The 13,083-nt window shown below is 48.9% G+C and carries 11 protein-coding genes; 6 read left to right on the top strand and 5 right to left on the bottom strand.

Translation table 11 applies throughout. The features are described 5' to 3' along the window. Window positions 1-134: 134 nt before the first annotated feature. The 5 genes from AUC31_RS02275 to AUC31_RS02255 all read left to right on the top strand — a co-directional run bounded on the left by AUC31_RS02275 (window position 135) and on the right by AUC31_RS02255 (window position 6,575). A complete protein-coding gene (locus AUC31_RS02275; RefSeq protein WP_058381570.1) occupies window positions 135-1,019 on the top strand; it encodes a metallophosphoesterase family protein in 885 nt (294 codons plus the stop codon). Between the two features lie 406 nt (window positions 1,020-1,425). Further along, a complete protein-coding gene (locus tag AUC31_RS02270) occupies window positions 1,426-3,015 on the top strand; it encodes an ABC transporter substrate-binding protein (protein ID WP_058381571.1) in 1,590 nt (529 codons plus the stop codon). Window positions 3,016-3,402: 387 nt separating this feature from the next. After that, entirely contained in the window at window positions 3,403-3,726 is a 324-nt protein-coding gene (locus tag AUC31_RS02265) for a PadR family transcriptional regulator (RefSeq protein WP_058381572.1), read from the top strand. After that, on the top strand, window positions 3,719-4,750 hold the full coding sequence (locus AUC31_RS02260) for a DUF4097 family beta strand repeat-containing protein (RefSeq protein WP_058381573.1): 1,032 nt from the start codon (window positions 3,719-3,721) through the stop codon (window positions 4,748-4,750). Before AUC31_RS02265 ends, AUC31_RS02260 begins: the two co-directional genes overlap by 8 nt. A 151-nt stretch (window positions 4,751-4,901) precedes the next feature. Next, a complete protein-coding gene (locus AUC31_RS02255) occupies window positions 4,902-6,575 on the top strand; it encodes a DUF2207 domain-containing protein (protein ID WP_058381574.1) in 1,674 nt (557 codons plus the stop codon). Between the two features lie 50 nt (window positions 6,576-6,625). Here the strand turns inward: AUC31_RS02255 and AUC31_RS02250 are convergent, their stop codons facing one another. The 5 genes from AUC31_RS02250 to AUC31_RS02230 all read right to left on the bottom strand — a co-directional run bounded on the left by AUC31_RS02250 (window position 6,626) and on the right by AUC31_RS02230 (window position 12,117). Continuing rightward, complete coding sequence (locus AUC31_RS02250; protein ID WP_237150693.1) at window positions 6,626-8,311, bottom strand: peptide ABC transporter substrate-binding protein; 1,686 nt, start codon at window positions 8,309-8,311, stop codon at window positions 6,626-6,628. Window positions 8,312-8,850: 539 nt separating this feature from the next. Then, complete coding sequence (locus tag AUC31_RS02245; RefSeq protein WP_058381575.1) at window positions 8,851-9,531, bottom strand: protein kinase family protein; 681 nt, start codon at window positions 9,529-9,531, stop codon at window positions 8,851-8,853. Between the two features lie 104 nt (window positions 9,532-9,635). Further along, window positions 9,636-10,520, bottom strand: coding sequence for a proline iminopeptidase-family hydrolase (locus AUC31_RS02240; protein ID WP_058381576.1), 885 nt, complete (start codon window positions 10,518-10,520; stop codon window positions 9,636-9,638). 74 nt (window positions 10,521-10,594) lie between these two features. Then, the gene (nadX, locus tag AUC31_RS02235; RefSeq protein ID WP_058381577.1) at window positions 10,595-11,374 is read right to left on the bottom strand and encodes an aspartate dehydrogenase; all 780 of its coding nucleotides are present in this window, start codon (window positions 11,372-11,374) and stop codon (window positions 10,595-10,597) included. Window positions 11,375-11,439: 65 nt separating this feature from the next. After that, a complete protein-coding gene (locus tag AUC31_RS02230) occupies window positions 11,440-12,117 on the bottom strand; it encodes a response regulator transcription factor (protein ID WP_058381578.1) in 678 nt (225 codons plus the stop codon). Between the two features lie 129 nt (window positions 12,118-12,246). Between AUC31_RS02230 and AUC31_RS02225 the strand changes: the two genes are divergently transcribed. Continuing rightward, on the top strand, window positions 12,247-13,011 hold the full coding sequence (locus AUC31_RS02225) for an SDR family NAD(P)-dependent oxidoreductase (protein WP_058381579.1): 765 nt from the start codon (window positions 12,247-12,249) through the stop codon (window positions 13,009-13,011). The last annotated feature ends 72 nt before the right edge of the window (window positions 13,012-13,083 follow it).

Here is a 13,083-nt window from a genome sequence, read left to right as displayed (position 1 = left end):
GCGGATAGGTGTAGTTTTTTTATTGTCCTGGTACAGAATCCGTATTTTCACAATTCTTTACACTGCGTTTACCGCAGCTTAGCAGCCGTTTGAGATACTGATGTTATTAAATGCAGAAGGAGTTGTTGAACAGAATGAAAATTGCAGTGATTGGAGATTTACACTTTCCTTCGGTAAAAGAGAGTTATGCTTTTATCCGGGAAGATCGGCAATCATTTTTTGAATCCTTCATGGAACAGTTTTTCTCAATCCCAGCAGACTTGTATGTCTCTATTGGTGATTTGACGAATTTTGGTTCAGCTGACGAATTGGAAGATATATATGGCATGATCCGCCAGCATGAAAAACCATTCGTACATGTGCTCGGCAACCATGACGTCTATGCCATGAACCGGAAAAATGTCCTCCACATCACACAACAAGAGCGTTTTCATACCATTTCAACAGAACATGCAACATTGGCATTTCTAGATACCGCCCAAGAACAAAACTACGAAGACTGGGGCGGAACATTAGACCTTGTTCAACAACAATGGCTTGAAAATGTCGTTCAGGAGTCTGGGGATCTCCCACTCATCGTCTTCGGCCACCATCCTGTCCATGGAACCACCAAAAACTCCGAAAAAGAAAAACGCTGCATTTCGCCGGATATTCCGATGTGGGAATTGCTGAAACCGAAGCAGCGTGCTGGACTGTACGTAAATGGGCACAATCATTACAATTCCATCGCAGCAAGAGAACAGTGGACATTCCTCCAAATAGCCGCTGTTTTGGACGAACAGGCTGTCCGAATCATTGACGTATCCGAGTCATTAATTGCCATCGATTATATTCCTTTAATGGATCCAAAATTACAAACGGCAGCACACATGATCGGTACAGCCATCGATCACTTTCAACTGAAGCCCCACCCTCTTGGCACCCAGGCCGATGTGAAATACGCGATTCCGCTTTCGGCTTCATCGCCGATTGCTACTGGACTGGATTTACACGACATACAAAAAATCAAGACGAGATAATCTCTGCCAAGTTAAAAAGAAATTGAAGAAAAAGGATGGCACCAATCCCCCACTGGATTGGTGCCATCTTTTTTATTGGACATGGAAATCTATTAATCGATCTGAACGCCTTAATCTTTTTCTTGCTTCGACAAAATTGTCTTTTTAATATGATATTAAATAACTAAATTGTTTAAATAATCACAAAACTAAATGATTATACTTTATACTTATGCAAGGCGGCCTTTAGCTTTCCCCTCGCCTATTGAACGAAAAGCCTATTAATTCTTGGCTCGGCACATAGAAAACTGTGTGAATCGCATAACAAGAACTATCAATACTTCTCAAGCCGCCCTTCCAGTTATACATAGTGAATTACTTTTTTACTTATGTTGCAAAAAATAATTTACACAAAAGGAGTGTTTCAATGATTAAACGATCCACGAAAATGCTTGCCCTGTTGACCATGTCCCCCTTTCTCTTGATGGCGTGTTCCGGTGGTGATTCCGGAAGCGAAGAATCGACCGAACAAGATACGCTTATTTTTGCGCGCGGCGGCGATGCCGTCTCGCTCGATCCTTCCGAAGTGACGGATAATGAATCCGAAAACGTCGCACAAAGCGTACTCGAAACATTGACGACTTTCGCGGAAGGCGAGACGACCATTGAACCGATGCTTGCGACCGAATGGCAGGAATCAGACGATGGGCTGACCCATACCTTTACGCTCCGTGAAGGCGTGAAGTTCCACGACGGCACCGATTTTAATGCAGACGCCGTCGCCTTTAACTTCGACCGCTGGATGAACGGCAGCGGGGACCAATTCCCGATGTACGGGACAGTGTTCGGCGGCTATACAGGAGATGAAGCCCATAATATCGAATCCGTCACGGCGGTTGATGAATTCATGGTCGAAATTCAATTAAAGCGTCCGCAACCAACATTATTGAAAGACTTGGCGCTGACGCCGCTGTCGATTTCAAGCCCCGCAGCCATCGAAGAATTCGGGGATGACTATAGAAGCAATCCGGTCGGCACAGGCCCATTCGTTTTCCAGGAATGGCAGCCGAACGAACGGATCGCCCTTGAGAAAAACGACGATTACTGGGTCGACGGGCTTCCGAAGCTCGAAGAAGTTATTTTCCGCACGATTCCGGACAATTCTTCCCGACTCAATGCCTTGCTGAGCGGCGAAGTGGATCTGGTCGCCGGTTTGGATTCCGAATCCCATGAGCAGATTGAAGAAGAAGCTGGGCTCGAGCTTTACTCCCGTCCCCCTCTCAACCTTGGCTACCTCGGCATGACATTGACCCACGAACCCTTCGACGACCCACTCGTTCGCCAGGCGCTTAGCCATGCGGTGAATAAAGAGGCGATGGTCGAAGCATTCTTCGGCGAAGGGGCAATCCCTGCGAAAAACGTCATTCCACCTGCTGTTGAAGGCTATAACGATGATATCGAACCGTACGCTTACGATCCGGAACGAGCGAAAGAATTGCTGGCTGAAGCTGGGCTCCCCGACGGATTCAGCATGGAACTCTACGCGATGCCGGTATCGCGCCCGTATATGCCAGACGGCGCCAAGGTCGCTGAATATCTCCAGTCCAATTTTGCCGATATCGGCGTCGATGCAGAAATTGTCACGTTTGAATGGGCAACGTATATCGAAAAAGCGATCAATGGCGAAGCGGATACGTTCCTGCTCGGCTGGACCGGCATGAACGGTGATGCCGATAATTTCATTTACACGCTTTTGCACGGTGACAATGTCGGTTCGACCAACTCGACGCAATACGATAACCCTGAGCTCAACGCCTTATTGGATCAGGCACGGATTATCACTGACCAGGAAGAGCGCAACGAATTATATCGTGAAGCGCAAGTCATCCTGCATGACGATCCGCCGATCATCCCGCTTGTCCATACGTCACCGTCGCTTGCAGGCAAAGACAATATCACCGGCTTTGACCCTCACCCGACAGGACGCGTCATGACCTCAGAAATCGATTTTGAATAATCAAGAGATCTTAAAACCTCTGTGAAACCGATATTCCACAAAACAACTACGCTTTCCTGCGGGCGAGCGCTAAGCCTCCTCAGTCGCTTCGCTTCTTGCGGGGTCTCAGCTGTCTCGCTTTCCCGCGGGAGTCTCCGTTGTTTTGCTCCATATCTTTTCATTACTAATAAAATTGTAATTCCATAGAAGTAATTTCACATAGTTGGTTCTCATTTTTATAATGAATGGGAGCCAGCTTTTTTGTGTTTATGGACAGCGATTTGAGTAAAGAAAAAATAATTTTCAATTAATTCTTGTCAGTACCTTGCATTGAACAATACTAGATGATATATTATTCATTAATCACTACTGTTTATAAAACACTAGCTAAGAAAGGAGGAAATCCATATGAACATCCAGTTTAAAAAAGGCGTGTTGAATTTATGTGTCCTGGTGTTGTTGGATAAACAAGACCGCTACGGCTATGAACTCGTCCAGAAAATCTCAAGCCGCATCGCCATCTCGGAAGGCGCGGTCTATCCCCTGCTGCGGCGGCTCACCAAGGAGGGTTATTTCACCACTTACTTGCAGGAATCAAGCGAAGGCCCGCCGCGGAAATATTACTCGCTCACTGAACTCGGCCGTACGTATTTACAGGAACAGCTCGAAGAATGGAAAAGTTTCACGGATGGGGTCAACCAACTAATTGAAGAGGGTGTGCAAAATGACTGAAAACCAATTTTTGCAAGAACTTGAAACAGCGTTGAAACGATTGCCGAAAGAAGAACAAAACGACATTCTCCAGGACATCAAAGAGTATTTTTCAAACGGCCAGGCGGATGGCAAAACGGATAGTGAAATCGCCGATGAACTCGGCTTGCCGCAGGAAATTGCCGATGAACTGATCGAGTCGTTTGATTTCAACCAAAACGATATCAGCGCGGCAGCGAATGAACTGACCGAAGACAAATTCGACCAAGTCGACATCCAGATTGATAACGGCATGCTGACGATAGCTCCTTCAGAAGACGGCAAGATGCATGCCGACATCACCGACAAAAGCTATCGCCAGCAACTGTCTGTTGATATCCTCAACCGGACGCTCGTCATCACCTTGAAAGAAGAGCCGAGAAAATGGGGCATCTTCAGCTTTACCGGCAGCATGAAATCACCGAAGCTCGACGTCCGCTTGCCGAAGAAACTGTATGACAAAATCCAAATCGATTCTGACCACGGCATGATCACTGGCGAGCGCCTCGATAGCCGCCAATTGTCCATCAAAACGGATAACGGCCGTATCGAGCTTACGCACATCACGGCGGATCAGGCGAATGTTGAATCGGACAACGGTGATATCGAATTGGCACATGTACAGGCGAAGAAACTGAAAGTCGGCACCGACAACGGACAGCTCCAACTGCGGAACATCCAGGCAGACGAACTTCACGCATCAACGGACAACGGCGCCATCGACTTGAAAGACATCGAAGGCAATGTCCGCGCGAAAACCGACAACGGGCGCATTCGCTTGTCGACTGTGAACCTTGACCGCACAATCAGCCTCGAAACCGACAATGGCGCCATCTCGGTCGAGACCCAGGCGCAGCCAAAAAATGCGACGATCCGCGCGAATGTCGATTGGGGAACCGTTTCCGTATTCGGCGTGAAAAACCGCCACAGCGTGTTTGGCAGCGGCGAGAATGTAGTAGATTTGCAGTCGGACAATGGCAGCATTACGGTTGAATTGGTGAATTGAATAAGCGATTGATACATGAACCGAAACTAGGCTGGGCACTTCTCCCGTGCCTGGTTTTTTATTTTCGTACAGCCAAGCGCAGCCGCTACATGCACTTCATTTGAAACCTTCCCCTTCCTCATCCGTACTCCTATATAAGAGGTGATGAAGCGTGAAGAACAAAAAAGTGTTGGCATTCGTTTTGTTCATTTTCCTGCTGCTCGTCCCGGTCCAGGCGTTTGCAGTTGATTTCGATATTACGGAAGTGCAGATCGAGGCCCAGTTAAATGAAGACGGCACTGCAGACGTGACAGAACAATTTACGTATGAATTCGAAGATGACTTTGAAGGCATAACGAGAAGCTTGATTCCAAAAGAAGGAACGTCGATCGAGGAGTTTACCGCGAGCGACAGCCGCCGGGACTTGGAAGTTGAAGTCGAAGATGGCCTGTACAAGATCTACCGCTCCGGCAATGACGGCGATTCGGTCCAAGTCGAGCTGAACTACCGGATCGTCGGGGCTGTCGAAAAGTTTGAAGACGGCGCCGAGTTTTACTGGCCGTTCTTTGATGCAAGCAACGAAAGCGAATACGGCGATATGACAATTACGGTCATTCCGCCTGCCCCGGCAGCAGAAACCGAAGCGCTCGGATATGGCGAGGCGTTTGATACCTCGAACGTTACGGAAGATGGCACCGTAGTTTTCGATTTAGGCAATGTGCCATCCGAAGAAAATGCTGATATCCGTGCAATTTTTGAATCCGATTTGTTCCCTGGTGTCACAGCGCAAGACGGCACGGTGCGCGATGAGCTCGCGGATGACCGTGAAGAACTCGAAAACGAGGCAGCAGCGTTCGCCCGCAACCAGCAAATCGCAAAATCCATTGGTATTCCTGCCATCGTCATACTTGGCGCGCTCCTCATCGGGCTCGTGCTATTTGCTTGGCTGAAGGCATCAAGACGTAAACGGGAAGCCCGAAGCGGCAATTATGAATTTTTCGTTCCGGAAGATTCGATGAGCATTCCTGCGTTGCTTCATTTTACGAATCCGAGCTATGTAGCGGCGAACGGCATGTCGGCGGCAATTTTGGATTTGATGAGAAAGGGCAAGATTCGCCAACTCTCAGAAGACCATTTCGCACTGGCTGACCGCAACACTGACCATCCACACGAGGCGGTTTTGATTGGGCTATTGTTCGATACAATCGGAGATGGCCAGGAGTTCACGCTTGAACAAGTTGAGATTTATACGAAAAATGAACTTAATCACGAAGACTACAATGCAGCGACTGCTGAATGGAATAAAGAAGTGAGAGCCGAAGTGTTAGCGCACGACTTTTACGAAAAGCACAGCGGCCTGCGCTGGGCGGTCGGCATTACGAGCGCGGTCCTCATCGGCCTGGCTATCGTTTCGGGCATTTACGGGCTCTTGCCATGGATGGCCCTCTCTATTGCGCTTGGAATGCTCGCTCTCGGCTTTGCGATCGGCTATTCGCCAATCACGCGTGAAGGCCACCGTGTGCGCTACGAATGGCGCAGCATGAAAAATGCTATGGACCAATTGCCGACAGATCAATGGGAACGGCTGACAATGGACGAAATGCAGCGCGCTTATGCGTACTTGCTCGGCAGCGACCAGAAAACGGCCGAGCGAAAAGCGAATGCCTTTACAGCCGCTGAGCCGGCAAATGATGTCTCTGGTTTCGCGATGAACCCGATCCTCATGACGGCCGTATTCGTTTCGGCCAGCACCACAACCAGTTCGAGCGCCAGCGCAAGCGGCGGTGGAATTGCTGGAACTGGAGGCGGAGTCGGCGGCGGTGGCGGCGGCTCGGGCGCGTTTTAAAATGAATACCTAAAACAAAAGGAGGATGGCAGCTGCCATCCTCCTTTTTGCTATTCTCTTCCTGAGATATAAGCCCATTTATAGCTGAAGTCGCCCGTGAACGGATGCGTGATGACATCGTGCACATACGGTTTTTGCAGCGCCATGCTGCCGAACTGATACATATTGGCAATGGCCGCATCTTCTTCGACGAGGATTTTCTCCACTTCAGCTAACGCTTGCCAGCGCTCTTCCGGTTTCAAGGCAAGTTCGCCGTTCGCCTGTTCCAGCAATTCATCCACTTGTTCATTGGAATACGCCATCGTGTTTTGAGGCGATTCGGTCGCAAACAAATCAAGGAATGTAATCGGGTCCTGGAAATCCGGGCCCCAGCCTGTGCTTTGGATATCGTAATCCTGTGCTTCGTTTTTATCGAGCAGAACGTTGAACGGCACTTGGCTCATCTCGAGCGTCAAGCCTTCCAGAGTGCCTTCCATTTGGTCTTTCATATAGGCATCGATCTTTTTCGAAAGTTCCGTATCGCCGCTCAAGTACTCCAAGCTCACTTCCGTCAGCCCTTCTTCCTCCAAGCCTTCTGCCCATAAGGCTTTCGCTTCCTCGGCATTGAATTCCATCATATCCCCATTGACCTGGCGGAAATCTTCATTGTTTGCATTAAACGTGAATTCCGTCGGGACCAAGAAATCTGCCGGGATCGACCCGTTGGCGAGAACGATATCCGCCAAATCCTGTTTATTGAACGACAGCGCCAAAGCTTTGCGTAATTTCGGGTTCGCAAGCGGCGTCGGTTCACCTTCGCGCTCCTGGTTGAACTGCAAATAATAGACAGACGGCTTCAAAACGCGCACGACTTCCTCATCTTCCGCGTATTGCATGGCAAATTCACCAGCCAAGCCAGCACGGTCTGCTTCGCCCGTTTCGTATAAATTAACGCCAGTTCCTGGATCCGGGACGATATTGAATTCGACTTTGTCCAACTTCACCGTTTCCGCATCCCAATATTCGGGGTTTTTCTCCAGCTCCCACGATGCTGCAGTTGCATCCCAGTTCGCCAAAATGAACGGACCGTTCGACAACAGATTTTCTGAATCCACGGCGTATTGATCTCCAAGTTCCGTGACGTACGCTTCCTTCTGCGGATAAAACGTACCGAACGCCATCAAGGACAAGAAATAAGGAATCGGGCGTTCAAGTGATACGACGAGCGTTTGATCGTCTTGTGCGGTAATGCCGAGTTCCGACTTGTCCAGCTTGCCTTCTGCAATCGCAGCAGCATTCTTAATCGTTCCCGCCATCATATACGGGCCGTATGTCGATCCTGTTTCCGGGTCGGCTGCCCGCTGCCACGCGAACACAAGATCATGCGCCGTCACGGGCGAGCCGTCAGACCAGTTTGCCTCGCGCAGCGTAAATGTATAGGTCAGCCCGTCTTCACTGATTTCAGGCTCGCCTGAAGCCATCGCCGGAATGGCCGTATTGTGCTGATCCAGCCGGTAAAGACCTTCGCCTGCATTGTTCAACATGGTGAACGATACCGCATCGTCTGCCATTACGGAATCCATGGTCGGAACCCCAGACCCTGTCGTCAAGCGCAATTCCTGGACACTGTCCAATTCGCCTTGTTGTGAAGCACTTTCTTTGTCCGTCGCGGTTTCCTGTTCCCCGCCGCACGCTGCAAGCATCGCAGTCAAACTGGCCGAGATTGCCAGCGCCCAAGCTTTATTTCGTTTCACCATTTATGAATCCTCCTAAGTCTATCGCTCTAGTGCATTCCTCCCCTTATTATATACAAATAATAATTTTCTTGAAAAATATATAAAATTTTGAATTTAATCGAGTGGATATTATCACTTATTTATTTCTATACAGAACAACAGGCTTTCCACTTAAGGAAAGCCTGTTCAAAATGTTAAAAAAGTCTATGAGCTGATATAGATTAAACGGAGATTTTTCTACATTTAAAATTCAATATTCTATCTAAGCATTTGGAGAAGCATTCGCTCGGAAAACATTCTGCTCAATAATGCTACGCATTACTTCGCAAAGATAAGGTCTCACGTAGTTCAACCTTATCTTTCCTGTGGGACTAGCGGGTTTGAGAGACCCCGCAGGGAATGAATGAGCGAAGCTTCGCTGAGTTCATTCATTTGCGACGCTTGAGCATAGCGAAAGTGGAGCAAGCCGAGGAGGCTCGATTCCCGCCCCACGGAAAGCGAGCGATAAGCTTCGGAAAATGCGGCTTCTTGAATTTCTAGAAAGCCTGTTGTTTGTTAAATTATTTCCGGTAATTCAATTGTTTGGACACGATGCGCATGAATTCTTCGAAGTTCGCGGAATAACGGTTCCAATGGTGGTACCATTTGCGGATCGTGTCGAGCAGCCAGAATGGCACCGGTTTGCCGTCGATGATCGGATAATATTCGTGATACGCTTTTTTCAAGTGCTCCCAGCGGAAATCGTTGCCCGGCTTGATGTACTCAGACACGTCGAGCAATTTCGCGCGCCCATCCTGCAAGATGATGTTTTTCAAGTGGATGTCCCGCGGGTTCAAGCCGATTTCGCGGATATAGTCGCGCGCTTTTTCCACATCCACGATGGCCTGTTCCGGCACGTACACGCCTTGCAGCAAGCAATCGAATAAAGTCGGGCCTTGCTCGAATTTCAATACGAGCATGCGCTCGTCTCTTCCGTAGCATGTCGAGAAATAAACAGACTGCCCGATTTGTTCGTACACCTTCGCTTCGGCTTCGAGCTTGTCTTTTTTGCCTTCGGCGTATACTTTAAATGCATATTCCGGAAAGTTCTCAGACTGGAATACGGCTGCGTCTGTCCCAACGCCGATGCAGCGGAATCCTTCGGCAATGCCAGTGATTACGACTGGTTCATTATCGGGCTGTGCTGTCACCGTTATAGTAGATAATGCTTGCGCTGCTAGTTGCCACTGGTCTTCATTCATGGCTATCTCTCCTCTGGTCAGTAAAGCTTTTTTCCATTAAAATAACGAACCGCCATTGCTTGCGGTTCGTTATTATCATAGCATCAGTTTCACAATTAATCCGTTTACGCACCTGGCTTCATTTCCTGGCGGTTGACCCATTCGCGCACGGTTTCCACATAAGCTTCCGGTTCTTCGACTGGCGGCATATGCGAGCTGTTTTCGAATACGTGAAATTCCGCATCCGGGACGAGGCTCGCATACTGTTCTGTCGCTTCAGGTGTCGCTTCATCGTAACGGCCGCAAGTAAACAAAGCCGGAATATCGATTTCATGCAGGCGCTCCGTCGCATCGAAATGTTTCAAGGTGCCGGTGACCGTGAATTCCGAAGCTCCCCACATATAATTGTAGACATTCGGGTTCAGCTGATCGAGATCATCCGACAACTCGTCTGGCCAAGGCTCGACGCGGCACATATGGGTTTTGTAATACTGCATCATCGCTTGTTGGTAATCGTCTGAATCGGTCGTCCCTTGGCTTTCGCTCTCCTCGATCGTCTTTTGCACTTGTTCTGGGAATTGCTTTAAATAAGCACGCTGGTCCCGCTCCCAGCGCTGCGCATCGAGCGCTGGCCCCGAGAATATGACACTGCGCACGCCTGGTGGTTTTGTAAATAAATAAGACGCGGCGAGCATCGTCCCCCAGGAATGGCCGAGCAAATGGATTTCTTCCAGCTCGAGCGCTCGGATCACTTGCCCGAGCTCTTCAACGTAGCGGTCCACGGTCCAAAGAGAAGCATCTTCCGGCCGCTCCGATTTCCCGCAGCCGAGCTGATCGTATTGGATGACCGGCCGCTCTGTCCCTAATTGCCTCAACGGGTCGCTGTCGCTGCTTTTCATTCCCGGCCCGCCATGAAGCAGCAATAGCGGAATACCGGGTCCTTTGCCGGTGATGCGGTACCATACTTTGCCCCCGGTCACGGTAATGAATCCTTCTTTGACATGTTCCATTTTATACCCCTTTCAAATCATCGTATTTTTGAACTTCCATCATACCGAAAGCTATCTCCTTGCTGTCTTTCTTTTCAATTGCCAATTCTCAAAGCAAGCCCTTTATTCTGCAGCACTGACAGAATGCTCAAGGCCGCGAGTAAACTGGTTTTCGGGTTCGCTGCCATCGGGGTGTTCTCAACTTGCAACTGCATCTTGCCAAAAACCCCTTGTGCTGCGATCATATGCTTATTGCGTTCGACATTTGGGTCGACGATGATGCGCACTTTCGTCTTGTGCACTCCGATGCCCGCAATGGCGAGTACGAGCGCGACGTTAATGTTCTTCGGGAATTCATCGACCGCATCAAACGCCGTCCCGTCAAACAGCACTTGTTCACGGTCCGTCTCTATTCCTAGTGACATCGGCGACTTCCGTGTCGTCAGCTGGACAGATTCCAATCCGCCCAATGCCCTTGCCGATTGCAAAACGTCCAATCCGCCGATCGCGCCCGATGGCAAATAGATATGTGTGCCGTTCGTTTCCGCAAGTTGCGTCAGTTCATCCAAAAATGCGAAGTCTTTGAACACGCCGATGCTGCTGACGATGAGGTCTTTTTTATGTTCAAGCACTTGTTTCAAAAACAACTGCGCCGCATCCACTGTTACAGCTTCCACGACGGTATCGATAGAGCCCGATAGAAATTCGTTTAAATCTGTGTAAAACCCCATGCCAAAGCGCTCTTTTAAACGCGTTCCGGCTTCCACGTTGCGTCCGAACACTGCAGTGATCCGCCCATCTGCCATGCGGTTTTCATTCACCTGTTCGAGCAAATAGGTCGCTATGTTGCCGGTTCCGATGATGCCGATGTTCATATTAGCTCCTCCTTAAAGTCGATGGTTTAAGAACTCGCGCAAAGTTTCTCTTCATTAAACTCCAGTTAAAAGATCGCTCCCCTTCTCATCAACTCCGCTACTGCATGTGTGCGATTGGAAACGCCCAGCTTTTTCACAGCTTGCTTCACATATTGCTTGACCGTAGCCTCGCTGATGTCCAGACGCCCAGCGATTTCTTTCGTCGCCGCTCCCCAGGCGATTTCCCTCATGACTTCCCATTCCCGCGTGCTCAATAACGCATGGCTTTGGGATATTGAAAAAGAGCACAAAATTTTGCCTGCTTGTTCACCAAACTTCGTCATGTGATCCAATAATTCCGGTGAGCAGACGGTTTCCTGATTAATGCCGTAAATGAAGCCATGCACGGTAGTTCCGGTAAAGACAGGCATCACGAGAAATGACCGGACAGTGGAATCGATGATGTAATTGCTGCTGGTCTTCTCGAAAATTTCCTGGCCTTCGTAATATTTCGCCTTGCGTTCCAGAAGGGCAGCTTCAATCGTCGGCAGGCTGCGAATGTCATAGCGCAATTCCGGGATGTGCTTGATCTTCTCTTGTTCCAATGAAATAATGCCTTCGCCTAAAAATCCGATAATCGAATAACGGAAAAAATAAGCTTCCGCCATCTGGCATTGATTCACAAAGACTTTCAGCATTTCGACCATGGACTGTTCCTGATTGCTGCCTGGCTTCAATATCCCAGCTTGATCCGCAAGAGCCATCTTCACTCATCCTTTCGAAGGAGGCACTTCCTGCTAAAAAGGGAATATGCCTAAGTTATTCATTATTGTAACATTAATAATTGATAGAATATTCCCATTAATCATCAGATTACTCGAGGAGGAATCATCATGGCAGAAAAAGTAGTGCTAATTACAGGCGGCGCAGGCGGAATCGGCATGGATACAGCGAAGGCCTTTTTGGAACAGGGCGATCGCGTCGTCCTTGTCGACATCAACCAGGAAGCGCTGGATAAGACGAAAGATGTACTGGAAGCCGACGAAGCACAAATCAAAGTCATTCAAGCAAATGTCACCGAAGAAAGCGATGTGGCAAATTATGTCCAGGAAACCGTAGACGCTTTCGGGCGCATCGATGTCTTTTTCAATAACGCCGGCATCAACGGCCCCCATAAAATGATCAAAGATTTGGAGAAAGAACATTTCGAAAGCATCATGGGCATCAATGTCACGGGCGTTTTCCTGGGACTCAAGCATGTGATCCAGCAGATGGAGAAACAAGGATTCGGCAGCATTATCAACACAGCATCGAATGCGGCTTATATCGGCTCACCTGGCATGCCGGGCTATATCGCTTCTAAACACGCAGTCGTCGGACTGACAAAAACGGCTGCGTTGGAAACAGCTGCACAAGGCATCCGTGTCAATGCGGTCGCACCGGCAGCTATCGATACCCAAATGCTGACCGCTATCCAAAGCAATATTTCTCCGGATGACCCTGAAGCAGCTGCTGCAGCCATACGGCAAGGCATTCCGGTCGGCCGTTTCGGTACACCGATGGAAGTCGCGCAAATCGTGCTGTTCTTGGCTTCCGATAAATCCTCTTTTGTCACTGGTTCCATTTACAATGTCGACGGTGGCATGCAAGCCGATTGATATGGATATAAACGAATAGAGCCCAAGGGAAATGGCCGTTTCCCTTGGGCTCTATTTCAGTTACTGTTTTTT

This window comes from Planococcus rifietoensis (assembly GCF_001465795.2).
In the GTDB taxonomy this organism is placed as follows: Bacteria; Bacillota; Bacilli; order Bacillales_A; family Planococcaceae; genus Planococcus; species Planococcus rifietoensis.
The sequence above is the reverse complement of the archived record's forward strand: the minus strand, read 5'-3'. Positions and strand labels throughout refer to the sequence as shown.

Bases quoted from the DNA above. Each gene is read 5' to 3' on its own strand.
- AUC31_RS02260 (WP_058381573.1), top strand. From the start codon at position 3,719: ATGACTGAAAACCAATTTTTGCAAGAACTTGAAACAGCGTTGAAACGA.
- AUC31_RS02265 (WP_058381572.1), top strand. From the start codon at position 3,403: ATGAACATCCAGTTTAAAAAAGGCGTGTTGAATTTATGTGTCCTGGTG.
- AUC31_RS02245 (WP_058381575.1), bottom strand. From the start codon at position 9,531: ATGAATGAAGACCAGTGGCAACTAGCAGCGCAAGCATTATCTACTATA.
- AUC31_RS02240 (WP_058381576.1), bottom strand. From the start codon at position 10,520: ATGGAACATGTCAAAGAAGGATTCATTACCGTGACCGGGGGCAAAGTA.
- AUC31_RS02230 (WP_058381578.1), bottom strand. From the start codon at position 12,117: ATGGCTCTTGCGGATCAAGCTGGGATATTGAAGCCAGGCAGCAATCAG.
- AUC31_RS02225 (WP_058381579.1), top strand. From the start codon at position 12,247: ATGGCAGAAAAAGTAGTGCTAATTACAGGCGGCGCAGGCGGAATCGGC.
- nadX (WP_058381577.1), bottom strand. From the start codon at position 11,374: ATGAACATCGGCATCATCGGAACCGGCAACATAGCGACCTATTTGCTC.
- AUC31_RS02250 (WP_237150693.1), bottom strand. From the start codon at position 8,311: ATGGTGAAACGAAATAAAGCTTGGGCGCTGGCAATCTCGGCCAGTTTG.
- AUC31_RS02275 (WP_058381570.1), top strand. From the start codon at position 135: ATGAAAATTGCAGTGATTGGAGATTTACACTTTCCTTCGGTAAAAGAG.
- AUC31_RS02270 (WP_058381571.1), top strand. From the start codon at position 1,426: ATGATTAAACGATCCACGAAAATGCTTGCCCTGTTGACCATGTCCCCC.